The sequence below is a fragment of the Achromobacter insuavis genome (assembly GCF_902859645.1).
Lineage (GTDB): Bacteria > Pseudomonadota > Gammaproteobacteria > Burkholderiales > Burkholderiaceae_B > Achromobacter > Achromobacter insuavis.
Genome location: NZ_CADIJR010000003.1, coordinates 158,572 through 181,469, shown reverse-complemented (window position 1 = coordinate 181,469; position 22,898 = coordinate 158,572). Strand labels below are relative to the sequence as shown.

The following is a 22,898-nucleotide window of genomic DNA, read 5'->3' as shown; positions in this document are numbered from 1 at the left end:
AGCAGCTATCGAAATATCAGGGTTAACCCTAAGTTTTCGGTAACTGCCAAGCCTGAAACTATAACACAACTTTTGCAGATTATGCAACCGGCTTTTGCCTAATTTGCATCCTATCTTGCAACCCCGCCGCTTCGTGAATCACTTCACTTCGCAGCAGCTCCGGATCGCTCCAGAGGTTGGTTACCGCCCAGTCGGCTTGCAACGTCTTTCAGACCACCCTACCGGGTAAACCCTGATTTGCCGTCACCAGCCAAGCCCAAGACTATAGCACAATTTTTGCAGGTTATGCAACTGGCTTCTGCCTGATTTGCACCACCTTTTGCAAAATTCGCTGACCACCGGTTCGAGAGAGTTATTACTAACTCACCGCCTTGCTGCCCTGCGGCAGATCCGTCGCCGTAGCGTTGAATCCGTTGCACTTGCCTGGCCTCGCTGCTCAAAACTGCTTGAACTGCGAAGGAGCGAGACTATAGCACAGAATTTTCGCTTGTCACGCCAGCATGACACTCATTTTGCAGAAAGATGATGATTTCCGTGTGCCCCGGCTCTCGGATCGCTCGCGGTGACTGGCTCGCGGGCCGGTTCCAGCCTTCCTCAGTACAGGATGGCCGGCACGGCACATTTTTTTTGGGGGGGGCACAGACATGCGCATTCGCGCCCGCCGGCCCTTCTCTTCGCCTCTCTCTATATAGGAGGAGCCGTGTGTCCCTGCTGGATCAGGGCGAATCGCATCGACCTGGTCGAGCGCCAGGCCTATGGGCGCCCCGTCGGCTGCTGACGGCTAGCCATCGGTCTGGGGTTTCCCTATGAATTCACCCGGGGGGGAGATCTCTATAGGGATAGCCTCTCCATATAGGACTTATCGCGGGAGTGAGCATCGAGCAGCCATATCTACCGTCGGAAGCACGCATCTATATATAGAGAGGGAGGGGGAAACGAGGCGTTCGCCCTCGGTTGGCGAGCCCCTCCCCCCAGCTGTGTGCCACCCCCAGCTGTGTGCCACCCCCAGCTGTGTGCCACCCCCAGCTGTACGCCATTAGCCGGCAACGCGCCCTTCCATGCTGCACGTCCGCCCACCAGTGGTCAATGAACGCCGCAACCACCTGTCTATATATAGTGGCAGGAATGGGAATCAGGAACGGCCGCCGGCTAGGGCGGGGACCGGGAAGGCATATTCCCTCCCACCCCAACCACCCTGCCTCATCACCAGCGCAGGGTGTCGATGCGGGTGACCCGCTTGAGCGATTGCTCGACGGTGGCCTGGTTCACCAGCCATTCCGGCGCGCCCACGTCCTTCAGCATGTGGACATCCATTTCATCCGCCAGGTTGCGCAGGACCCTGTCGGCACACCGTTGGCGATAGGCACGCCAGAGACGGACGATGAAACCACCCGGCGGCACGGCCGCGCGGTTGGCGCCGGAGACGGGCGCTTCCAGGTCGCGGGCCGCTGGTTGTGAAACCGGGATAGCCGGCGCCGCGGACGACGACACGTCAGGCATATTTGCCCGCTTGGGCGCCGGGCAGGCCGCGCCGAAAGCGGGAGAGGTCTGGATGCAGGTTTGGGCGGACATGGCTGGGCTCCTCGATTTAGTCCGTTTTGGTAAGCGTATTCGCCCAAATCGCGCCTGAAAATCGAATTGTTTTACCCAGGACGGTCAGTTAAGCTAACCAATCGAAGCATTCTCTCCGTGGGCTGGCCAGGCCCTCGACGGAATGTCCGCGAAACTTCCTGGCGTCCCGCCCCCCCCCCTTTCCCATGCGCCTGCCCCTGAATACCCTGCCCGCCTTCCGCGCCGTCGCCGAACTGCAGAACCTGCGCGCGGCGGCCGAACGCCTGCATCTGACCCACAGCGCGGTCAGCCAGCAGATCAAGGGGCTGGAAGAACAACTAGGCTTCCCCTTGTTCGAGCGCAGCGGGCGCGGCATCGTGCTGAACCCGGCCGGTGCGGCGCTGCTGTGCCGCGTGCAGAGCGCGATGGTGTTGCTGGACGAAGGCCTGATGGCGGCCTCGGCCGCCGCGACCGGCAGCGCGCAGCAGTTGCGCGTGTCGGTGCTGCCCTCGTTCGCGCAGCGCTGGCTGCTGCCGCGCATGACGCGCTGGCACAAGCGCCACCCGGACCTGTCGCTGCAGATCGAGACATCGCAGCAGGTAGTGGATCTGCTGCGCGATGGTTTTCACGCCGCGCTGCGATTCGGCCGCGGCCCGTGGCCGGGCGTCGAGTCCGAACCGCTGTTCGATATGCCGTTGCCGTTGATCGCGTTGGCCTCGCCCGAAACGGCGGCGGCCTTGCCCGACAACACGCCCGAGACGCTGGCGCGCCAACCCCTGCTGGGCGATCGCGACATGTGGCAGCACTGGTTCAACGCGGCCGGACTGAGCGTGCCGGTGACGCCGGTCGCCACGTTCAACGATGCCGGCATGATGCTGCAGGCCACTGAACAGGGCCTGGGCATCACTCTGGGACGCGAATTGCTGGCCGCGGACGCGATCTGCGCCGGGCGGCTGGTGCAGGTGTCACCGGTGACCGTGCATTATGAGCAGGCCCAGACCTATCACCTGGTCTACCGGCCCAGCCTGCGCGACTGGGAACCGCTGGTGGCGCTGAAGCAATGGCTGCGCGACGAGCTGGAACGCTCCAGCAAGAGTCTGGTGACCGCCGCTGCCCATGACGCAGCCAAGACGACGCGCGCCAAGAAGGAATGACCCGCCAGAGGGCTTGAACGTCCCGTGGCGGGTAGTCGGCGGGAACCGGATCAGGCGACCTTGCGGGTCGCGGGCGGCACTGTCCGCATGCTGTCGGTCTCGTTGAAGCGCTGGTGCCACGCGAACGCCTCTTCCAGCAGATGGGGGGTCTGACCGCCGCGCTCGCAGGCCCGGTCGAAATAATCCTGCAGGGCTTCGCGATACGACGGGTGCACGCAGTGCTGGATGACGGCGCGGGCGCGTTCGCGCGGCGCCAGGCCGCGCAGGTCGGCCAGGCCGCATTCGGTGACCAGCACGTCGACGTCATGCTCGGTGTGGTCCACGTGGGACACCATCGGCACGACGCTGGAGATATCGCCGTTCTTGGCCATGGATTTCGACACGAAGATCGCCAGGTGCGCATTGCGGGCGAAGTCGCCGGAACCGCCGATGCCGTTCATCATGTGCGTGCCGCCAACGTGGGTCGAGTTGACGTTGCCGTAGATGTCGAACTCCAGCGCGGTATTGATGGCGATGATGCCCAGGCGGCGCACGATCTCCGGCGCGTTGCTGATCTCCTGCGGGCGCAGCACGATGCGTTCGCGGTAGTGGTCGATATTGGCGAGGATCTTCTCGTACACCGGCTTGGACACCGTGATGGACGAGGCCGAGGCGAAGGCCAGCTTGCCCTGGTCGAGCAGCTCGATGGCGCTGTCCTGCAGCACTTCGGAGTACATCGTCAGCCCGTCGAAATCCGACGATTCAAAACCGTGCAGCACGGCGTTGGCGATGGTGCCGATGCCGGCCTGCAGCGGCAGCAGTGAATTGGTCAGGCGGCCGGCGTCCACTTCGCGGCGCAGGAACGCGTTGATGTGCGCGGCGATGGCGTTGGTTTCGGCATCCGGGGGCAAGGCGTTGGAGGGGCTGTCCGGCTCGTGCGTGATGACGATGGCGGCGATCTTGTCGGGATCCACCTCGATGAACGGCTGGCCGATGCGCTGGTCGGCCGTCACCAGGCCCATGGGCTCGCGGTTCGGGCGATCGGCCGGAACATAGATGTCGTGCAGGCCCTCGATCGCGGCCGGCACGCCCAGGTTCAGCTCGATGATGACGCAGCGCGCCTGTTGCGCGAACGAGGCCGAGTTGCCCACCGACATCGTCGGCACGATCGCGCCGGTCTCGGTGATGGCGGCGGCTTCGATGATGGCCACGTCGACCGGGCCGATGTGGCCGGCGCGCAGTTGCTCGGCCGTCTCGGACAGGTGCTGGTCGATGAAGGCGATCTCGCCCTGGTTGATCTTGCGCCGCAGGGTGGTGTCGACCTGGAACGGCATGCGGCGCGCCAGCGCGTTAGCCTGCGCCAGCACCTTGTCGGTGTCGTGGCCCAGCGAGGCGCCCGTGATGAGGGTGATGGCGAGCGGTTCGCGCCCCGCCCGTTCAGCCAGCGCGGCCGGCACCGACTTACAGTCGCCGGCGCGGGTGAAGCCGCTCATGCCGACGGTCATGCCGTCCTGCACCAGCAGGGCCGCCTGTTCGGCGGACGTGATCTTGGCGCGTAGCCCGGGATGGCGGATACGGTCGGTATGCATGGTGTCTCCAGATTCAAAAGCCGGCGGCTCGCGGCCGGACGCGGCGGCGCTGCCGCTCGCATCCAGGCGCCGTCTAGCGCGGCGTTTCCTGATGCCCGAAGCGCCTGGCAGGCCGGCTTCGGGACGAATTTTCCGCAGTATAGGAAGCGCCAGCCAAATCTCGTAATGACTTAAAATCATCCAATCCAGTCGTTTTTTTCATTATTTGAATGTTCCGCGCCTTGCAGAGGAGATGAGCCTTGGACGTGCGCGCCTTGCGGTACTTCGTCGAGACGGTCCGGCACGCCAGCTTCACGCAGGCGGCCAAGGCGCTGTTCGTGACGCAGTCCACCGTCAGCAAGATGATCCGCCAGCTGGAAGAGGAAGCCGGCACGCCGCTGCTGGTGCGCGACGGCCACACGGCGCGCCCCACCGACACTGGCCGCGTGATGTACCAGCGCGGCCTGCAGGTGCTGGAAACCATGCGCCAGCTGAGCGAGGAAATGCGCCAGACGGCGGAGTTGCAGCGCGGTTCGCTGGAGGTCGGCATCCCGCCCATGATCAACCTGCTGTTCACGCCGGTGGTCAAGCGCTTTCGCGAACTGCACCCCGGCATCCACCTGACCCTGCGGGAAGGCACCGGCCGCGCGGTCGAGGACCTGGTGGCGGGCGGCGAACTGGAAGTGGGCGCCACCATCCTGCCGATCGCGCCCGACAGCGGCCTGGCGGCGCAGGCCTTCGGCAGCTATCCGATCTGGGTGATCGGGCCGCCCGACGCGGCCTGGGCCGGCAAGACCTCGCTGCCCTTGAGCGCGCTGCGCGATACCCGCCTGCTGATTCCCACGGACGATTTCGCCATGACGCGGCGGCTGCGCCAGGCGTTTGCCGATGCCGGGCTGCAACCCGGCATCGCGGCTCAGAGCGCGCACTGGGACTTCCTGGTGGCGATGGCGTCGGCCGGCCTGGGCGTGGCGCTGCTGCCCGAACCGCTGATGCTGCGGATGAAGACGCGCGGGCTCAGCACCGCCAAGCTGGCCAAGTCCGGCCTGCAATGGGAGGTCGGCCACATCTGGCAGCAATCCGGTTACCTGTCGTACGCCGCCCGCGCCTGGCTGGAGGTCTGCGACGCGGTGCTGGGCGGGCCCCGGCGGGCCCGGGCCGATAAGCGCGCGGCGCAGTCCTGAAGCCGCAGCCGCGAGGCCCCGCCCGCCTGGCGACGGCCACCGGGATTCCGGTTCAAATCCGCCCCCGTTTTTTGGTTTCCCACGCCCACGGATCGGCGCCGGCGAAGGCCGGAATCTAACGGGGGACATAGCTGAGTTTTTGTTGCAGCGGACCGGGCCGCGGCTTGTTATGCTGCCGCCTCGACGCGATCCCATCGCCCCAAGAATCATGATCCCGAACCCGCAACATCCGCTCTTGCGCGCCCTGCCGCGCCGCCGTTCTTTTGCCGCGCTGATCGCCGGCCTGCTGCTGGCGCTGTGCCTGGCGCCCGCGTTCGCCGCCGCGCCCGCGTCGCCCGCCGAAACGGACGCCATGCTGGCCGGCGCCCGCAAGCAGCTCGACGACATCCGCAAGCGCGTCCCGGACGAGACCGACGACGCCGACCTGCTCAAGCAGCGCGGCGATGCCCTCGACATCCAGTCCAAGGCGGATGCCACCGCCGATGCGCTCACGCCGCAGCTGACCAGCGTGACCGCGCGCCTGAGCGAGCTGGGCGCGCCGCCGGAGGGCGTCAAGGAAGCGCCCGACGTGGCGGCGCAGCGCATGCAGCTGGAAAAGAACAGCCGCGCGCTGGACGCGCAGATCAAGCTGGCGCGGCTGCTGTCGGTCGATGCCGCGCAGACCGCGGAACAGATCTCGGGCCTGCGCCGCACGCAATTCCAGGCGCGCCTGGGCGAACGGCGCGACTCGTTCCTGTCTGGCCAATTCTGGGCCGAATTCCGCGAGGAATTCCCCGGCGACCTGGAGCGCCTGGTGGCGCTGCGCAACGATCTGGCCACCGCCGTCGGCCAGACGCCGAAATGGGGCTGGCTGCTGCTGGCCGCCGCGGCGGCGCTGGCGATCGCGCTACGCGTCTGGATCGGCCGGGTGCTGTTGCGGCTCACGGCCACGCGCGTGCCGCCCGGACGCCTGCGCCGCTCGTTCCTGGCGGTGGCGCTGTTGACGCTGGCCGTCGCCACGCCCGGGGTCATCGCGCTGCTGATCCACATCGGCCTGGACTGGAATTCACAGCTGTCGGAAAACACCAGCGCCCTGCTGGCCAATCTGGTCGCCACGGTCTGTTTTGGCGGCTATGTGTCGGGCCTGGGCTATGCGCTGCTGTCCGCCAACCGGCCGTCATGGCGGCTGCCGCCGATCTCCGACAAGGTGGCGCACCGCCTGCGCTGGCTGCCCGGCGTGCTGGGCGTGATCGTCGTGATGATCTGGCTGGCCGAACGGCTGCCTGTGCTGCTCAACGCCAGTCTCACCACCACCATCACCCTGACCGGCATCGTGGCCGTGTTCGTGATGGTGACGATGGCGGTGGCGCTGTCGATCGGCCGCCGGCTGCGGCGCCGCGCGTTGCGGGAAGACGGCCCGCCGCCGCCCTTCTGGACCTCGCTGCTGCTGACCGCGACCGGCACGGTGCTGGCGATCAGCCTGGCCAGCCTGCTGGCTGGCTACGTCGCCTTCGGCAGTTTCCTGACCAAGCAGGTGCTGTGGGTCGTGATTATCCTGGCGTCGGCCTACCTGCTGGCCGTGCTGATCGAGGACGGCTTCAGCACCTTGCTGGGCACGTCACACCGCGAAGACAGCGAAGGCCCCAGCCTGCGCGACCAGGCCGCCGTGCTGCTGTCCGGCGTGGGCCGCGTGGCGGTGGGCCTGCTGGCCCTGATCCTGCTGCTGGCGCCGTTCGGCGAAGGGCCGATGGACCTGCTGCAGCGCTTCGACCAGCTGCGCAAGGGCCTGGCCATCGGCGAAGCGCAGATCCGTCCGGGCGCGGTGCTGCAAGCCCTGCTGGTGCTGGGCCTGTCGCTGCTGGGCGTGAAGATGCTCAAGCGCTGGCTGTCGAACCGTTACCTGCCGACGACGGAACTGGATCCGGGCATGCAGCTGTCGGCCGCGACGCTGTTCGGCTATGCCGGCTTCGTGCTGGCGGTGGCGCTGTCGCTGTCGGCCGCCGGCATCGGGCTCGAACGGGTGGCGTGGATCGCCAGCGCGCTGTCCGTAGGTATCGGTTTCGGCCTGCAGGCGGTGGTGCAGAACTTTGTGTCGGGCCTGATCCTGCTGGCCGAGCGGCCGGTCAAGGTGGGCGACTGGGTCTCGCTGGGCGGCGTGGAGGGCGACATCCTGCGCATCAACGTGCGCGCCACGGAAATCCAGATGGGCGACCGTTCCACGGTGATCGTGCCGAATTCGGAGTTCGTGACCAAGACGGTGCGCAATGTCACGCGGTCCAACCCGCTGGGGCTGGTGCAGATCAAGTTGCCGCTGCCGCTGTCAACCGATGCGCAACGGGTGCGCGAGCTGATCCTGCAAGCCTTCGCCGACCATGAGGATGTGCTGGAGACGCCGGCGCCGAATGTGTTCCTGGATGGCATCGAGGGCGGCAACCTGGTGTTCAACGCCAAGGGCTATGTCTCGTCGCCACGCTCGTCCTACGGCGTGCGCAGCGCGCTGCTGTTCACGCTGCTGCAGCGGCTGCATGACGCCGGGCTGGAGGTATCGTCGCCGCCCACGATGCTGCTGGCATCCGCGCCACAGACCGCGGCCTTGCAGCAGCCCGGCGCGGCCGAGGGGCCGGGCGCCGCGGCCACGCCCGCCGCAACGCCCTGAACGCCTGGAACCGCGATCGCCGCACACGATCATCAACCCGGCGAATAGAAGTCGGCCAGGCCCTGCCGGTCCATGCGCGGATTGCGCAGCGTCGGCGCATTGACCATGGCGTTCTGCCCCGACATCACCGGGTAGGCCTGCGCGACCGGCGCCGGCGCCATGTACTGGGCGCTGGGCGACTGCGGCTGGGCGGGCGCGTACTGCGCTTGCGTCGGCGCGACGGGCGCGGTCTGCGCGACGTTCTGCGAGGGATTCTCGAAGCGGTGATCCGCCGTGGTCAGCGAGGGATTGGTGCACAGGCCCTGCGCGGTGAGCGCGGCCTTGGTCCGATCGTCGGTCTGGCACAGGATGTCCACGGCGGCCGTCTCCAGCCGGCGCGACCGGTCCGGATCCTTGGTCGACGCGGCCGCCTGCATGGTGCGCTCGAAGTTGCGCCGCAGACTGCACTTCTGGTCCTCGACCGGGAACGCCACGTTCATGCCGAAGCCGACCACTGAGCCGCCGCCGCCCGCCGACACCATGCAGCTGTCGGAAGAGAACGAACCATAGAAGCTCTGTGCGCCGATCGGCGGCGCGGTCCGCAGGGTGCTCGATCCACTGTTGTTGGAATTGAGCGTGATGCCCTGGTTGTTGCCGGCATTGGTGGAGCCCGACGAGGCCGAGGTGGTCGCGGCGGAAGAACTGGTCTGGGCGCCCGCGGAAAAGGCCACCAGCGACAGCGACAGAGATAAGGCAAGCGCAAGGGTTTTCATGATGTCCTCTCGACCGGACGGCCGAAGCCGTCCGGATTGCGTGCTGCTCAGTGACCGAAACCGCCCACGGGGCCGATGCCATGGATCGACGCGGTCGCGCCGATCGCACCGGCGTTGAACGTGCCGGTCGCCGTGGCATTGGTGGTGGTGCTGCCGAACGTTGCGCCGCCATTGGCGATGCTGTCGCCCACCATGATCGGCGCGTTGCCATGGATCTGGCCGTAGGTTTCGCTGGTCGCGTATTGCCGCGTGCTGGTGACCGCGGTGGTGCCATCCGGGCTGAAGGATCCGCCTGCGGTGGCGACGCCTCCCGTTTCACCGAACGACGTCTGGCTCGACGAGCCATAGCCGTTGATCTGGGTCGAAACCACGGAAGTACCCGTGGAGACCGAGGACACCGTCCCGGTGATGGTGCCAACATGGCCAGACGCGGAAATGCTGGGCTGGCCCGGTCCGCTCGCATAGGCGGCCGAAACCGCGACGAGGGACAACGCTGCGACTGCTGCGAGCTTTTTCATTTGAGCTCCTCCTGATCCGCCCGATGCGGATGAACAGGTGCCGGTGGCCGACCGGCGCGGACCTTTACCACCCCGACGCAGTACGCCCATACGGCAACGTGGCGTTTGGGACTTTCGTATTGGTACGGAATGATTGCTCCGGACTAAGGACGTCGATATCGGTTAAACGGGCGACCGCCCTCCAGAGACGGAGCGCGAAGACGTAAAAGATGGCGTGGAATCTGCGAACACCGCGACGCGGGCCATGCATATGGAGGAGTCGCGGCGCGCGCCGGGCCAAATTGCTGCGCCGCATCTCAGCTCATAGGATGGGGCGCCGCCGCGCACTCTCGCACGATTTACCTAGCGCGCACGGCGGCGGGCGGCAAGGAGGCAACCTTTAGGCTGACTGTCAGGAGAGTGTGACGGCCGGCGCGACCGGCCCGGGTTCAACGCGGACCAGGCGCGACGATGCGATCGAGCAGGCGCGCCGATTCCCACCGCGCCAGCGCCAGATCCACCGCGACGAGCAGCAGCAGCACGCCGAGTTCGGCCAGTTCCATCTCGGCCCACAGGTGATAGCAGGCCAGTAGCGCGATGCCAGCCGCGCCGGCCAGCCAGCAGGGCCAGGCCGGCGGCAAGACCGCCGGCGCGGCCGCGCGGGCCTGGCGCAGCACCAGCCAGGCGATGAGCGGCAGGCCCAGCATGGACAACGGGATGTAGATCGCAATGGCCGACAACACGGCGACCACGCTGAACTGGGTCGGCGAGGCCAGCGCCATGATGGCGAGCGCGGCGACCCCGGCATACCAGAGCAGGCGGGCGGCGACGAGGCGCGGCAGCGAAAGGACGGATCGGTTCATCGGGACGGAATTTTGGGCCATACTACTCCGCCCGGCCGGCCCCTGCCCGGCCTCTTTATCCGGAGACACCATCATGATCCAGGAGATTGCCAGCATCCATGTCCGCGAAGGACAGGAAGCCCTGTTCGAGGCCGGCGTGGCGCAGGCCAAGCCGCTGTTCCTGCGGGCCCGCGGCTGCCACGGCATGGAGCTGTACCGCAGCATCGAGCAGCCGCAGCGCTACACGCTGGTGGTGGATTGGGAAACCGTCGAAAACCATATGGTGGATTTCCGGGAATCTTCCGATTTTCAGGAGTGGCGCAAACTCGTGGCGGGCTTCTTCGTCGAGCCGCCCCAGGTGCACCACGAGCAAAAGGTGGTCTGAGGTTCAGGCCGCGTCCGGCGGATCGTCATACTTGCGCGCGCTGCCGCGAAAACGATCCGCGGGATACTTCACCGCGTTCCGGGCCATCTTGGCCTGGACCGCGGCCGCGATGTCCACGCCCAGCTGATCCGCCAGGGCCACCAGGTACATCTGCACATCGGCGATCTCGTCGGCCGCGTCCGCCAGCAGCGCCGCGGACGGCTGGCGCGACTCCTGTTCGGTCAGCCACTGGAACAGCGCCAGCAACTCGCCCGCTTCCCCCGACAACGCCATCGCCAGGTTCTTGGGCGAATGGAAGCGCTGCCACTCGCGTTCGGCGGTGAAGGCCCGCAGGGCCTGTCGGATATGTTCCAGGTCGGACATGATGGTTCCGTTGAAACGTGGCGCGGCCTCAGGCCACGGCCAACCTCGAACTGGCCGCCAATGCGACGGCCACCGTGGTGCGCACGTCGGCCAGCGCCCGGTGGGTGGGCTCGGATGCGCCCACGTGCCGCGCCAGCACGTCCAGCTTGTGCGAGGGCAGCTCGGGCCAGGCGCGCCGCGCCAGCACCAGCGTGCAATGCGTGGCGTTGGCGAACGGCAGGCCGGTCTGGAGCGCGGCGGCGTCCAGGAAGCGGCGGTCGAACGAGGCATTGTGGAAAAACACCGGCAGGTCGCCGACGAAGTCCAGGAACGCCGCGAAGGCCTGCGCCACGGGCACGCCCTGGCGGTCGACCTCGGACTGGGTGATGCCGGTGAGGCGGGTGATGAACGGCGGCACCGAGGCGCGGGTGCGCACCACCTGCGCGTATTCCTGTTCGGCCGCGCCGCCCGCGCCGACGCGCACCGCGGCGAATTCCAGGATTTCGCACGACGCGGTCGACAGCCCGGTGGTTTCCAGGTCGGCCACCACGAACGGGCCGCGCAAGGCGTTCAAGGCGGCGGCAACGGCCGCGGACGGCTGCCCGGAGGCGGCGCGCGGCGCGGCGCCGGCCGGCCGCGCACGGCGATAGTAGAAGGCCATGGCCTCAGCGCGCCGCGGACAGCGGCGCGAACCGCGGCGAGCCGTCGGCCAACTGGCCGAAGAACAGGTCGGCCGGGCGCACCCACAGGCCACGCGCGTGCGGCCACAGGTGTTCGTAGACCACCATGGATTCCTCGGTCTCGGAATGGCGGGCGGTATCGATATAGCGATACAGGCCGCCCTTGTAATGGCGATGGGTGGCGAGAGCCAGGGCTTCGGATTCGGTCATGGGGAATTGCCGCAAAAAACACGGCCCGGGCCGGAAACTTCCTGCCTGGGCCGACGGGTTCGTACAAGACCGTATTTATAGCGCACTCGGGCGGCGGGCGCGCCGCCGCCCTCGCATCAGTAACGGACATACTCCAGCACGGGCTTGGGCGGCAGCGGCGTATTGGCGGCCTGCCGGGCCCGCACCGACGGCGCCACCGGCTTGACCGCCGTCCTGAGCGTCGGGCTGCCGCCGTGCAGTTCATGCGCAGCCTGCAGCGCGGACGCCGCCTCGGCCGTCATCTGGGTGATGTCCTCGGTCACTTCGCCCAGCTTGGCCGATTGCGCCAGCGAGACCTCGACCACTTCGCCCATGATCTCGGTGACCCGCCGCGACGACGCGACGATGTCTTCCATGGTGGTGCCAGCCGATTGCACCTGGCGGGCGCCGCTGCCGATCTGCTCGACCGACGTGGTGATCAGCCCTTTGATTTCCTTGGCCGCGGCGGCGCTGTTCTGCGCCAGGCTGCGCACCTCCGCCGCCACCACCGCGAAGCCCTTGCCATGCACGCCGGCGCGCGCCGCCTCGACCGCGGCATTGAGCGCCAGGATATTGGTCTGGAACGCGATGCCGTCCATGACGCCGATGATTTCCGAGATGCGCTTGGAACTGTCGGTGATGGCGCCCATCGTGCGGACCACGCCCGCGACGGTCTTGCCGCCCTCTTCGGCCACCCGGCAGGCGTCTTGCGCCAGGGAATTGGCCTGGCTGGCGCGCTCCGCGTTTTCGGTCAGGCCCTGCACCGCCACCCGCAGCGTCTGGGCGGCGGTAAACCGCTTGGTGATGTCGGTGGCGAATTTCACCACTTTGAACGGCCGGCCCTCGGCATCGAAAATCGGGTTGTAGCTGGCCTCGATCCAGACATGGCGGCCATTCTTGCCGATGCGCAGGTATTGGCCGGTGTCATGCTGGCCGCTGCGCAGTTTGCGCCAGAATTCGGCATAGGCGCCGCTGCGCGCCTCTTCGGGCAGCACGAACATGCTGTGGTGACGCCCGCGCACTTCGTCCTCGTGATAACCGACGGCGTTCAGGAACAGATCGTTGGCGCGGATGATGGTGCCGTCCAGTTCGAACTCGATAATTGCCTGCACTTTGGAAATGGCCTCGAGCTGGCCCTCGGTATCCGCCTGGCGCTGCTGTTGCTCGGTAATGTCGGTGGCGTACTTGACCACCTTGAAGGGCCGGCCGTGTTTATCGAAGATGGGGTTATAGCTGGCCTGCAGCCAGACGTCGCTGCCATCCCTGCGAATGCGGCGGTAGCGGCCCGCGTCGTGCGCGCCCTGGCCCAGCTTGTCCCAGAAGGCGAGGTATTCGGCGGATTCCCGGTCCTCGGGCACCACGAACATGCGGTGATGCTGCCCCAGGACCTCGTCCAGCTCATAACCCATGGTGTCGAGGAAATTCTGGTTGGCCATCAGGACATGGCCTTCGAGATCAAACTCGATCACCGCCTGCGCTTTGTGAATTGCCGCGATCTGCCCGTATAGATCCGCTTTCTGCATGCCGCGCTCGCCGCGCAGCAGGCGTTTGAGGGTAAGCCATTGCATGTTGACGTCTCCCGCAGGGAATGGGACGAGTGTGCTGAAAATCGATAGAGAAACCTTGGCTTGTCTGAAGCAGTTGCTTGGCGCGTCCCAGGAATCAAGCGCCGCATGCCGCGCCGCATGCACACGCTTGCCTGCAGTTCCATCGCCCGGGTAGCGACGGCAGGTCAAGAATTACAGAAAACGGAAGAATGTATCCAGTCGAAAATATTTAATCCTAAAAATGAGCTGTTCTCAATATATTCATTGATGACTGACTAAAAAAAACTCGGCAACGGATATTTCACCGCGTTTCACGATTAACGCCCGTCTGATTTTTCGTTATTGATCCGGGTTAATACGAATCCGCCCCCGTATTTTCAGATATAAGTCAGAGGAATAATGGGGCCGCGCCGGCGGCGGCCCCATTTAATTAACACGGCAATAAATACGCACCGGATCCGAATCCCCCGAATGCGGTGACCACGGCCTGGAATCGTTATTCAGCGTCCAGTTCGCGATAATGGCGGAATATGCCCTCGCCGAATGGCAGGCGCCTGCCGCTGGCGAAATACGCCTGCAACGCCGGCAGTTCCGCGACGCGCCGATGCAAGGCCATGACCTTGGGAAACTTCATCGCCTGCGTGCCCATGCGCCTGGGAAAGGCGAACAGCAGGCCGTCGACCAGATGGAACAACGACAGGTCGGCATAACTCCAGCGCTTGCCGCCCGCCAGCCACGCGTCGGGACCGGCCAGCACCCGCTCGAAATATCCCAGGAACTTGGGAATGCGTTCCTCGCGGAAACCGCGGGCGCGCCGCGCCGCTTCCTCCTTCTGGTCCTCGTAATAATCGCTGGCCGAAATCGGGTGATGGGTATCGTGCGCCTCGGCCACCATGTCGGCGATGGTCAGCTGCAATTGGTTGACCCACAGGCGTCCCGACACCGTGGCGGGCGCCAGGCCGTGCTTTTCGCCGAGGAACAGCAGGATGTTGGCGGTTTGCGCCAGGGTCATTTTCCCGGCCACCAGATACGGCGGCGCGAAAGGCGGCTGCTTGCGATCGGACAGCATGTCCTGGATCAACGCATCTTCGCCAATGCCGGGCTCGCGCGCGCGTTCACGGTAAGGAATACCGCCGGCTTCAAGCGCCAGGCGCACGAATTCTCCGCGGCCGGGAATGCCGTCCCAATACCAAAGGTCGTATGTCATGCGTTCTCCTTGCCGGGGCAAAGCTACGCGGGAAAGACGCTGATCTCGCCTTCGTGCCGCGCGGCGTGCTGCCCGTGGCTTTGCTGATACTGGCGCGGAGATAGTCCGAAATGCGCGCGGAAATCGCGTGAAAAATGCGCGCCGTCGGCAAACCCGCAATCCAGCGCGATTTGCGTGATGCTGCAGGCATTATTAAGCAACAACCAGCTGCCATATTCCAGCCGCAATTGCCGCTGGAACGCCATCGGCGACATGCCGGTGGCCAGGCGGAAGGCGCGCTCCAGCTGGCGCCGGCCCACGCCGACATAACGCGCGATGGCATCCAGCGGCGGCGGATTGTCGATGCGCTGCTCGATGAAATGCGCCGCCTGGCGCACCCGCAGGTCCTGGATGCCGGACAGGTCGGTGCGGAAATGCGCCTGCGGCACGCGGCCCGGCCGCGCGCCCTGCAGCATCATGTGGCGCATGGCCTGCTGCGCCTTGTCGCGGCCGCAATGCCGCGCCACCAGGTACAGACCCAGGTCGATGGCGGCGGTGGAGCCGGCGCAGGAAATCAGGTCGCCCTCGTCGACGAACAGGCGGTCGACCACCGCGCGGGTCGCGGGAAAGCGCTCGCGGAAGGTTTCCAGCACGTTCCAATGCACGCACACCGTGCGCGGCCCGATCACGTCGGCCTGCGCCAGCGCAAAGGTGCCGGTGCAGATGCCGAGCAGGCGCACCCGCAGCGCCGCGGCGCGCCGCAGCCAGTCGCGCAGGGGCTCGGGCATGCGGCCGCTGGAATAGTCGTTGCCGCCGCAAATCGCGACGTAGTCGAACTGCGCCGGGTCCTCGGGCAGGCCGGCTTCGACCTCGATCGTCAGCCCGGCGCTGGAGCAGCGCGGCTTGCCGTCCCAGCTCATCACCCGCCACGCGGTATGGATCTGGCGGCTGCGGCCGCCATGGTCGCCGGCCAGCCGCAACACGTCGACGAAACCGGCGAACGCCGCGAGCGTGAACTGGTCCAGCAGCACGATGCCGATGGTCAGGGCGGGTTTTCCCTGAGGCAGGTGTGCTTCGCCGTCTTCATAGGAGAGCGGCAAGGACGGGGGTGGCGCGGCGACGGACATGACGCAATTATTCAAGTTTATGTCCCGCGTCTTCAAGCTCGTTTTCCCGAGCATCGCCCAAGATGTGCCTGTGGTACTTGAGTCAATGAATCGCGGATCGACAAATCTACAAGGGGAATCCGACATGGCAACAAACACCCGCAGCGCGCTGGGCGCGGCGGCGCTCGGCGCGGGGCTGCTCCTGGCTTCGCACGCGGCGCTGGCGCAACAGCAGAAAATCACCGTCGCCTGGTACGGCGGCAACTGGGGCGACGCGTTCCGCGCCTGCGTGGCCGAGCCCTTCACCAAAGCGACCGGCGTCACCGTGGTGCCGGAAGTCGGCACCTCCACCACCACCCTGGCCAAGCTGCAGCAGCAGAAGGGCGCGCCGACCATCGACGTGGCCTGGATGGACGGCGGCATCAGCGAGCTGGCGCAGCAGGCCGGCGTGCTGGACGCGCTGGACGCCAGCGCCATTCCCAACCTGAAGAACGTCATCGAGCAGGGCGTGTACCGCGACGGCAATGCCGCCTTCGCGGTCAGCACCGGCTATTACTCGCTCGGCATCACCTACAGCACCAAGGAAGTGACGCAGCCGCCGACCAGCTGGAAGGACCTGTGGAAGCCCGAGTATGCCGGCGCGGTGGCGGTGCCCTCGCCCGCCAACTCGTCGGGCGTGCCGTTCATCTTCTTCCTGGCGCGGGTCTGGGCGATCGACCCGTCGAACCTGGCGCCGCTCTATTCCAAGCTGGCCTCGCTGGACACCGCGCTGTTCTTCGACAGCTCGGGCGCGGCCACCAACGCCTTCCAGAGCGGCGAAGCGGTGATCGGCGCGCACTTCAACGTCGGCGCCTGGGACCTGATCGACAAGGGCCTGCCGATCGGCTTCACCGTGCCCAAGGAAGGCGTGTGGGCCACCGACGCCCGCCTGCACCTGGTCAAGGGCGCGCCCAACAAGGCCGCGGCGCAGAAGTTCATCGACACCGCGCTGACGCCGGACGCGGCCGCCTGCCTGGCGACCAAGCTCTACCTCGGCCCGGCGGTCAAGGACGTACAGGTCTCCAAGGACGTCGCCCGCAAGCTGCCCTGGGGCGCCGACGGCTCGGTCAAGAACCTGAGCCTGTTCGACTGGAACATCATCAACGCCCGCCGCGCCGAGGTCACCGACGCGTGGAACCGGCAGGTCGCCCGCAAGCGCTGAGCAAGGTCCGTTCCCCATGTCCGCTTTGCTCACCATCGAAGGCGTGTCGATGCGCTTCGGCGCCTACCAGGCGCTGGATCGCATCGACCTGGCGATCCAGCAGGGAGAGTTCGTGGCGCTGCTGGGCCCCAGCGGCTGCGGCAAGACCACGCTGCTCAAGTCGATCGCCGGTTTCCTGCAGCCGGAATCGGGCCGCATCCTGATCGACGGCCAGGACGTCAGCCGGCTGCCGGCGCATCGCCGCCCGCTCAACACCGTGTTCCAGAACTATGCGCTGTTCCCGCACATGACCGTGCTGGAGAACGTCGCCTACGGTCCGCGGCGTCAGGGCGCGTCGAAATCCGACGCCGCGAATCGCGCCAGGGATGCGCTGGACATGGTCGGCCTGGCCGACTTCGGCCCGCGCTATCCCCGCGAAATGTCCGGCGGCCAGCAGCAGCGCGTGGCGCTGGCGCGCGCCATCGTCAACCAGCCCAAGCTGCTGTTGCTGGACGAGCCTCTATCGGCGCTGGACCTGAAGCTGCGCAAGCGCATGCAGCTCGAACTCAAGCATCTGCAGGCCCGTCTCGGCATCGCCTTCATCTTCGTCACCCACGACCAGGAAGAAGCGATGACCATGGCGGACCGCGTCGTGGTCATGCACGCCGGCCGCATCGAGCAGGTCGGCGCCGGCACCGACATCTACCGCCAGCCGGCCACGCGTTTCGTCGCCGAGTTCATCGGCGATGCCAACTTCATCGCCTATACGGTGGCCGATGACGGCGCCTTGATGCTGGATGCCCAGGGCCTGCGCGTGCCGCTCGCCCAACGTCCGGCGACGGCGCGCGGCCTGGCCGTGCTGCGGCCCGAGGACCTGAAGCTGTGCCAGCGCGCCGATGCCATGCTGACGGGCACCGTGAGCGACGTGATCAACGTGGGCAGCCACAGCATGATCCACGTCGACATCGGCGGCCAGACCCTGGTGGCGCGTCACGGCGGCCTCGCGCCCGGCGGCCTGCATGCCGGCGGCGAGGTGGCGCTGGCGTTCGCGCCCGAACACCTGCACCTGATCGGCGGCCAGCCATGATGCGGCGCGCCTGGCTCTCCCCCGGCCTGCTGCTGGCGGCCCCGGTGCTGTTCTTCGCGGCCTTCTTCCTGGCGCCGCTGGCGGTGGTGGCGCTGGCCAGCGCCACCGGCGGGCCCGACGGCCTGACGCCGACGGCCGCGCAATACATGAAGGTGCTGGCCGACCAGTACCACTGGGACGTGATCCTGGTGACGTTCCGGCTGGCCCTGTTCACCACCCTCGCCTGCCTGGCGCTGGGCTATCCGCTGGCCTGGTACCTGGTGCGCGTGGTGCGCTGGCAGGCCTGGCGCCGCGCCTGCGTGATCCTGCTGGTGGTGCCGCTGTTCACCAGCAACATCGTGCGCGCCTTCGGCTGGATGGTGCTGCTGGGCCGCAACGGCCTGGTCAACCAGGGCCTGATGGCGACCGGCGCGGTGGACCGGCCGATGCGCTTCATCGGCACCGAGCTGGGCATCCTGATCGGCATGGTCTACGTGCTGCTGCCGTTCGTGGTGCTGGCGGTCGGCAATGCGCTGGCGCGGGTCGACCCGGCCTGCGAACAGGCCTCGGCCGACCTGGGCGCGAGCCCGGCGGCGACCTTCTTGCACGTGACCTGGCCGCTGACGCTGCCCGGCGTGGTGTCGGGCGCCATCATCGTCTTCACGCTGGCGGTCAGCGCCTACGTGACGCCGGCGCTGCTGTCGGGCGGCCGCGTCACGGTGCTGTCGATGCTGATCTTCCAGCAATACAGCACGGTGTTCGATTTCCACTACGGCGGCGCGCTGAGCATGGTGCTGCTGGTCTTCACCCTGATCCTGGTGGCGCTGGCCAATCGCGCCGCCACCTTGCCGGGAGCCGCGCGATGATCGCCCGCCACCTGATCCGCCTGACCGCGCTGGCCGTGCTGGCCTACCTGGCGCTGCCGCTCGTGGTGATCCTGGGCGCGTCGTTCACCGCCACGCCGTACCTGGCGTTCCCGCCGCAAGGCTGGACGCTGGAGTGGTACCGCACCTTGCTGGTCGAGGCCGGCTATGTGGCCGCGTTCACCACCAGCACGGTGCTGGCGCTGGCCGCCACGGTGGCCGCGGTGCTGCTGACGGTGCCGGCGGCGCTGGCGCTGGCGCGCTACGAGTTTCCGGGCAAGGCCGCGCTGACCTCGGTGCTGATGTCGCCGCTGGTGCTGCCGCACATCGTGCTGGGCGCGGCGCTGCTGCAGTTCGGCGCGTACTTCGGCCTGACCCGCAGCTTCCTGTCGCTCCTGATCGGCCACGTCGTGATCATCGCGCCGTTCGTGCTGCGCTCCACCCTGACGCTGCTGACGCCGGAACAGCGCGCGCTGGAGGAAGCCTCGGCCGACCTGGGCGCCAACCCCTGGACCACATTCTTCCTGGTGGTGCTGCCGCAGATCCGTCCGGGCATCGTGACCGGTTCGATCTTCGCCTTCATCTCGTCATGGATCAATGTGGAGCTGTCGATTTTCAACACCACGGCGGACCTGAACACCATCCCCGTGAAGCTTTTCAATTACGTGCAATACACGATTGATCCGACCATCGCAGCCGTATCGGGCGCCACGATCGTGGCTGCGGTCGTCGCCATCGTGATCCTGGATTTGACCGTCGGGCTGGACATGCTGTCCGAACGCGGCAAATAACTTTCCTCTTCCCCCTATCTACCGCCTGGAGTCACTGTCATGCGCAAGCAAGACGCGTTCGATGTCATCTATACCCATACGGAAGGCGAGCCCCTGTGTATCGTCCACAGCGGCATTCCGTACCCCGCCGGTTCCACCATCCTGGAAAAGCGCGCGTTCCTGGAGCAGCACTATGACTGGCTGCGCAAGGCGCTGATGCGCGAGCCGCGCGGCCACAAGGACATGTTCGGCGTGTTCCTGACGCCCCCGTCCAGCCCGGAATACGACGCCGGCCTGATCTACATCGACGGCACCGAGTATTCGCACATGTGCGGCCACGGCACCATCGCGGTCAGCATGGCCATGGTGGCCAACGGCCTGGTGCCGCGCGGCAAGGACGGCATCACCCGCATCCGCTTCGAGACCACCGCCGGCCTGGTGGTGTCGGAAGTGGCCTCGGAAGGCGACAACGTGCTGTGGACGCGCTTCGAGAACGTGCCGGCCTACGTCGCCGCGCAGGACATTCCGGTGGAACTGCCGGGCTACGGCAAGCTGTCGGCCGACATCGTGTGGGGCGGCAACTACTTCGGCATCGTCGACCTGTCGAACTGCGACCTGCGCATCTCGCCGGACAACGGCACCGAACTGTCGCGCATGGGCCTGATCGTGCGCGACCAGCTCAATGCTCGCCAGCGCATCCAGCACCCGACCGAAGCGCACATCAACAACCTGAACTTCATCACGTTCTGGCACCAGCCGACGATCGAGGGCGCGTTCTACAAGAACGTGCACGTGTTCAGCGCCGGCCAGCTCGACCGCTCGCCCGGCGGCACCGGCACCAGCGCGATGATGGCCATGTTCGAGGCGCGCGGCAAGATGGGCCTGAACCAGCCGATCAAGTCCGAAGGCCTGCTGGGCAGCGGCACCTTCGAAGGCTGCCTGCTGGGCGAGGTCGACCTGAACGGCACCCGCGCGGTGCGGCCGACGGTGAAGGGCACGGCCAGCATCCTGGGCACGGCGCGTTGGGTCATCGACAAGAATGATCCGGTGGGCGCGGGGTTCCTGATCCGCTGAGGATACGGGGCGGCCGGCGCGGGCTGGCCGCCGACCACCGCCGCGCGCTTGGCGAAAGATAGGACGAGAGGAATGGCCCAAAGGACTTGTCGCGTCGTCGTGCCACACATAGGCTATCCAGGTCGCCCACGCCTTTGGAATTCTCTACATGCCACGCCGTCCAACGCCATCCCAACGGCCCCCCGTACGGGAACACTGCCAATCGGATCCTCCTCCGGAGCTGCCGCCTCCCTATCTACCCAGCGTCGATCAGCGGGACGAAAACGCCTGGCTCAAGCGGCTCGAAGCGATAAGCCGGGCCAGCAAGGCGGATCCATCCCGCCTGCTCACCCCTGGCGAGGTTCTGGCCGCGCTCGCCGCGGAACGCGCCAGACGACCTTCAGGCCGCTGACATGTTCTGCGTCGTGTTCACGCCGGACGCGCTCCGCGACATCGTCAACATGCAACGGTATTTCAGCGCGGCGGGGACTTCCGCAACAGCGGACGGCTATGTCGACGGCGTGATCCAGGCCTGCCTGGACCTGGCCCATTTTCCAAGACGCGGAGCGCGGCGCCATGCCGCCAACCCCAATCTCCGCTTCCTGCATCATCAGAAGCGATGCACCATCGCCTACTCCTTGAACGATGACGGGTCCGTGACCATTATGGGCGTGTTCTATGGCGGCCGCGACTATAGCCACCTGCTCCACGAACCTGCCAGGCCATACCGCCTGAGAACCCACCGGAAACTTGCGGCAATCCCGCCGCCGGGCTTAGGATGGAGTCACGGCCAGACCGTGCGCCGGCGCCAGGCGTCCGGCGCGGGCTCTAGCCGGCGCTTGAACCTTGCCAGCGATTCGGGAGCACATCGTGAAGAAAGTTGCTGAGATTCTCAGGGAAAAGGCCAACCCGCCCGTCGTGACCGTCACGCCGGACTCGTCCGTGTACGACGCCATCAAGACCATGGCCGAACGCAGTATCGGCGCCGTGGTGGTGGCGGAGGGCGACGAGGTGCTGGGCATGCTCACCGAGCGCGACTACGCCCGCAAGATCGTGCTGCAGGATCGCTCCTCGCGCACCACCAAGGTCCGCGAAATCATGACCGACTCCGTCTTCTACGTGCGGCCGGAAGACACCCGCGAGCACTGCATGGCGCTGATGACCGAGCGCCACTTCCGCCACCTGCCCGTCATCCAGGACAAGAAGCTGGTCGGCCTGGTGTCCATCGGCGACCTGGTCAAGGACGTCATGAGCGAGCAGAAATTCATCATCACCGAGCTCGAACGGTACATCTCCGGCGAACACGGCTGAATCGCGGCAAGGCCCGGATCGTCCGCCTCGCGGCTACCCCGCCGCGAGGAGCCGCGACGCCGGCACGATCAGGCCGAGTCCGGCCGCCAGCAGCAGCACGAACACCATCCGCTTGACGGTCTTCATCGACCCGGCGGTGGCGTAGCGGCGCGCGACCCAGGTCACCCCGATCACGACCGGCAGGGCTTGCAGGCTCAGCCAGAACGACGTGGCCATGAACGTGCCCTGCCCCGTCACCAGCGCCAGTCGCACGACCGCGTTCAATGAAAACAGCACCAGCAGGCTGTTGCGGATGGACGCCAGCGGCAGGGGCTGGCGATACAGGTGATAGACCATGGGCGGGCCGGCGCTGGAGAACAAGCCGCCCAGCACGCCCGAGACCCCGCCGAACAGCACGAACGAGGCGCGCGATGACAGGCGCTCCAGGGGCTGGGTGCGCGCCACCAGCAGCACGGCGCAAGCCAGGATGGTCAGGCCCAGCAGCAATTGCAGCAGCACCGCCATGGCGCCGCTGATCCAGGCCAGCGCCACCACCCCCAACGCCACGCCGGCCAGGCTGCTGACCAGCGCCGGCGTCATCAGGCGCCAATTGACCTGCGGCTTGGCCCGCGCCAGCGTGACCACGGCGTTGACCAGGGACAGCACGCTGACCACGTTGGCCACTTCGGACACGGATGCCAGCTGGAACACGCCGGACAACCCCAGCAGCACCAGGCCGAAGGCGAACCCCGTCATGGTCTGGGCGTAGGTCGCCAGCGCCACACAGGCGAGGAACAACACGTGTTGGAAGATGCTCATGCTGGGGCGGAGCCTGACCTGCCTCGGCTCGGCCCCGCCGCGCGGGATCGCGGCCAGGAGCGGAACGACTGGGGGAACGGCGTATTCAAGGGGCTTGGAACGCCGGCGATCATAGCACCGGGCCCGGCGGCGTCCGCGGGCCTTCGCATACATTTCGTAATAATCAGATGCGCTCATGCACCCCGCCGCCGACGCGCCGCCGCTATCCTTGCGGCCCAGTA

23 protein-coding genes are annotated in these 22,898 nt (G+C 66.7%); 11 read left to right on the top strand and 12 right to left on the bottom strand.

What is annotated here, in order from left to right; translation table 11 throughout:
• Positions 1-1,203 precede the first annotated feature (1,203 nt).
• A complete protein-coding gene (locus H0523_RS32200) occupies positions 1,204-1,572 on the bottom strand; it encodes a hypothetical protein (RefSeq protein ID WP_231689864.1) in 369 nt (122 codons plus the stop codon).
• Between the two features lie 185 nt (positions 1,573-1,757).
• Here H0523_RS32200 and H0523_RS03810 point away from each other — a divergent pair, with 185 nt between their 5' ends.
• Positions 1,758-2,705 carry a LysR substrate-binding domain-containing protein gene (locus tag H0523_RS03810; RefSeq protein WP_054428306.1) on the top strand — a complete coding sequence of 316 codons (948 nt, stop codon included), beginning with the start codon at positions 1,758-1,760 and terminating at the stop codon, positions 2,703-2,705.
• Positions 2,706-2,755: 50 nt separating this feature from the next.
• On the opposite strand, the gene scpC is transcribed toward H0523_RS03810, so the two are convergent.
• Positions 2,756-4,273: a succinyl-CoA:acetate CoA-transferase ScpC gene (scpC, locus tag H0523_RS03805; protein ID WP_054428307.1), complete on the bottom strand. Its 1,518-nt coding sequence runs from the start codon at positions 4,271-4,273 to the stop codon at positions 2,756-2,758.
• A gap of 239 nt (positions 4,274-4,512) precedes the next feature.
• On the opposite strand from scpC, the gene H0523_RS03800 reads away from it, so the two are divergent.
• The gene (locus tag H0523_RS03800) at positions 4,513-5,436 is read left to right on the top strand and encodes a LysR family transcriptional regulator (RefSeq protein ID WP_054428308.1); all 924 of its coding nucleotides are present in this window, start codon (positions 4,513-4,515) and stop codon (positions 5,434-5,436) included.
• A gap of 208 nt (positions 5,437-5,644) precedes the next feature.
• Complete coding sequence (locus H0523_RS03795) at positions 5,645-8,071, top strand: DUF3772 domain-containing protein (protein WP_054428309.1); 2,427 nt, start codon at positions 5,645-5,647, stop codon at positions 8,069-8,071.
• A 32-nt stretch (positions 8,072-8,103) separates the two neighbouring features.
• Here the strand turns inward: H0523_RS03795 and H0523_RS03790 are convergent, their stop codons facing one another.
• From H0523_RS03790 to H0523_RS03780, 3 genes are all read right to left on the bottom strand, one after another.
• Positions 8,104-8,823 (bottom strand): hypothetical protein, encoded by a 720-nt coding sequence (locus tag H0523_RS03790; RefSeq protein ID WP_054428310.1) that lies wholly within the window; start codon positions 8,821-8,823, stop codon positions 8,104-8,106.
• A gap of 47 nt (positions 8,824-8,870) precedes the next feature.
• Positions 8,871-9,341, bottom strand: coding sequence for a hypothetical protein (locus H0523_RS03785; protein ID WP_054428311.1), 471 nt, complete (start codon positions 9,339-9,341; stop codon positions 8,871-8,873).
• 428 nt (positions 9,342-9,769) lie between these two features.
• Entirely contained in the window at positions 9,770-10,183 is a 414-nt protein-coding gene (locus H0523_RS03780; RefSeq protein WP_054428314.1) for a hypothetical protein, read from the bottom strand.
• 73 nt (positions 10,184-10,256) lie between these two features.
• Between H0523_RS03780 and H0523_RS03775 the strand changes: the two genes are divergently transcribed.
• Positions 10,257-10,547: an antibiotic biosynthesis monooxygenase family protein gene (locus H0523_RS03775; RefSeq protein ID WP_006390640.1), complete on the top strand. Its 291-nt coding sequence runs from the start codon at positions 10,257-10,259 to the stop codon at positions 10,545-10,547.
• A gap of 3 nt (positions 10,548-10,550) precedes the next feature.
• Here the strand turns inward: H0523_RS03775 and H0523_RS03770 are convergent, their stop codons facing one another.
• The 6 genes from H0523_RS03770 to H0523_RS03745 all read right to left on the bottom strand — a co-directional run bounded on the left by H0523_RS03770 (position 10,551) and on the right by H0523_RS03745 (position 15,657).
• Entirely contained in the window at positions 10,551-10,910 is a 360-nt protein-coding gene (locus tag H0523_RS03770) for a nucleotide pyrophosphohydrolase (RefSeq protein WP_054428315.1), read from the bottom strand.
• Between the two features lie 28 nt (positions 10,911-10,938).
• The gene (locus H0523_RS03765) at positions 10,939-11,550 is read right to left on the bottom strand and encodes a 3'-5' exonuclease (protein ID WP_082380633.1); all 612 of its coding nucleotides are present in this window, start codon (positions 11,548-11,550) and stop codon (positions 10,939-10,941) included.
• 4 nt (positions 11,551-11,554) lie between these two features.
• Positions 11,555-11,779, bottom strand: coding sequence for a DUF1653 domain-containing protein (locus tag H0523_RS03760; RefSeq protein WP_054428317.1), 225 nt, complete (start codon positions 11,777-11,779; stop codon positions 11,555-11,557).
• Between the two features lie 116 nt (positions 11,780-11,895).
• Positions 11,896-13,365: a methyl-accepting chemotaxis protein gene (locus H0523_RS03755; protein WP_054428319.1), complete on the bottom strand. Its 1,470-nt coding sequence runs from the start codon at positions 13,363-13,365 to the stop codon at positions 11,896-11,898.
• Positions 13,366-13,840: 475 nt separating this feature from the next.
• Positions 13,841-14,551 (bottom strand): glutathione S-transferase, encoded by a 711-nt coding sequence (locus H0523_RS03750; RefSeq protein WP_054428321.1) that lies wholly within the window; start codon positions 14,549-14,551, stop codon positions 13,841-13,843.
• 23 nt (positions 14,552-14,574) lie between these two features.
• A complete protein-coding gene (locus H0523_RS03745; protein WP_082380634.1) occupies positions 14,575-15,657 on the bottom strand; it encodes a GlxA family transcriptional regulator in 1,083 nt (360 codons plus the stop codon).
• Positions 15,658-15,781: 124 nt separating this feature from the next.
• On the opposite strand from H0523_RS03745, the gene H0523_RS03740 reads away from it, so the two are divergent.
• From H0523_RS03740 to H0523_RS03710, 7 genes are all read left to right on the top strand, one after another.
• Complete coding sequence (locus H0523_RS03740; protein WP_054428325.1) at positions 15,782-16,837, top strand: ABC transporter substrate-binding protein; 1,056 nt, start codon at positions 15,782-15,784, stop codon at positions 16,835-16,837.
• A 16-nt stretch (positions 16,838-16,853) separates the two neighbouring features.
• The gene (locus H0523_RS03735) at positions 16,854-17,903 is read left to right on the top strand and encodes an ABC transporter ATP-binding protein (protein WP_054428326.1); all 1,050 of its coding nucleotides are present in this window, start codon (positions 16,854-16,856) and stop codon (positions 17,901-17,903) included.
• On the top strand, positions 17,900-18,748 hold the full coding sequence (locus tag H0523_RS03730; protein WP_082380635.1) for an ABC transporter permease: 849 nt from the start codon (positions 17,900-17,902) through the stop codon (positions 18,746-18,748). The genes H0523_RS03735 and H0523_RS03730 overlap by 4 nt, the downstream gene beginning before the upstream one ends.
• Positions 18,745-19,536 carry an ABC transporter permease gene (locus tag H0523_RS03725; RefSeq protein ID WP_054428328.1) on the top strand — a complete coding sequence of 264 codons (792 nt, stop codon included), beginning with the start codon at positions 18,745-18,747 and terminating at the stop codon, positions 19,534-19,536. The genes H0523_RS03730 and H0523_RS03725 overlap by 4 nt, the downstream gene beginning before the upstream one ends.
• 39 nt (positions 19,537-19,575) lie before the next feature.
• Complete coding sequence (locus H0523_RS03720; protein ID WP_054418649.1) at positions 19,576-20,589, top strand: proline racemase family protein; 1,014 nt, start codon at positions 19,576-19,578, stop codon at positions 20,587-20,589.
• A gap of 392 nt (positions 20,590-20,981) precedes the next feature.
• Positions 20,982-21,455 carry a type II toxin-antitoxin system RelE/ParE family toxin gene (locus tag H0523_RS03715; protein WP_082404270.1) on the top strand — a complete coding sequence of 158 codons (474 nt, stop codon included), beginning with the start codon at positions 20,982-20,984 and terminating at the stop codon, positions 21,453-21,455.
• Complete coding sequence (locus tag H0523_RS03710; protein WP_035359324.1) at positions 21,439-21,879, top strand: CBS domain-containing protein; 441 nt, start codon at positions 21,439-21,441, stop codon at positions 21,877-21,879. Before H0523_RS03715 ends, H0523_RS03710 begins: the two co-directional genes overlap by 17 nt.
• Before the next feature lie 33 nt (positions 21,880-21,912).
• On the opposite strand, the gene H0523_RS03705 is transcribed toward H0523_RS03710, so the two are convergent.
• Positions 21,913-22,677, bottom strand: coding sequence for a TSUP family transporter (locus H0523_RS03705; protein ID WP_054428330.1), 765 nt, complete (start codon positions 22,675-22,677; stop codon positions 21,913-21,915).
• Positions 22,678-22,898: the final 221 nt, after the last annotated feature.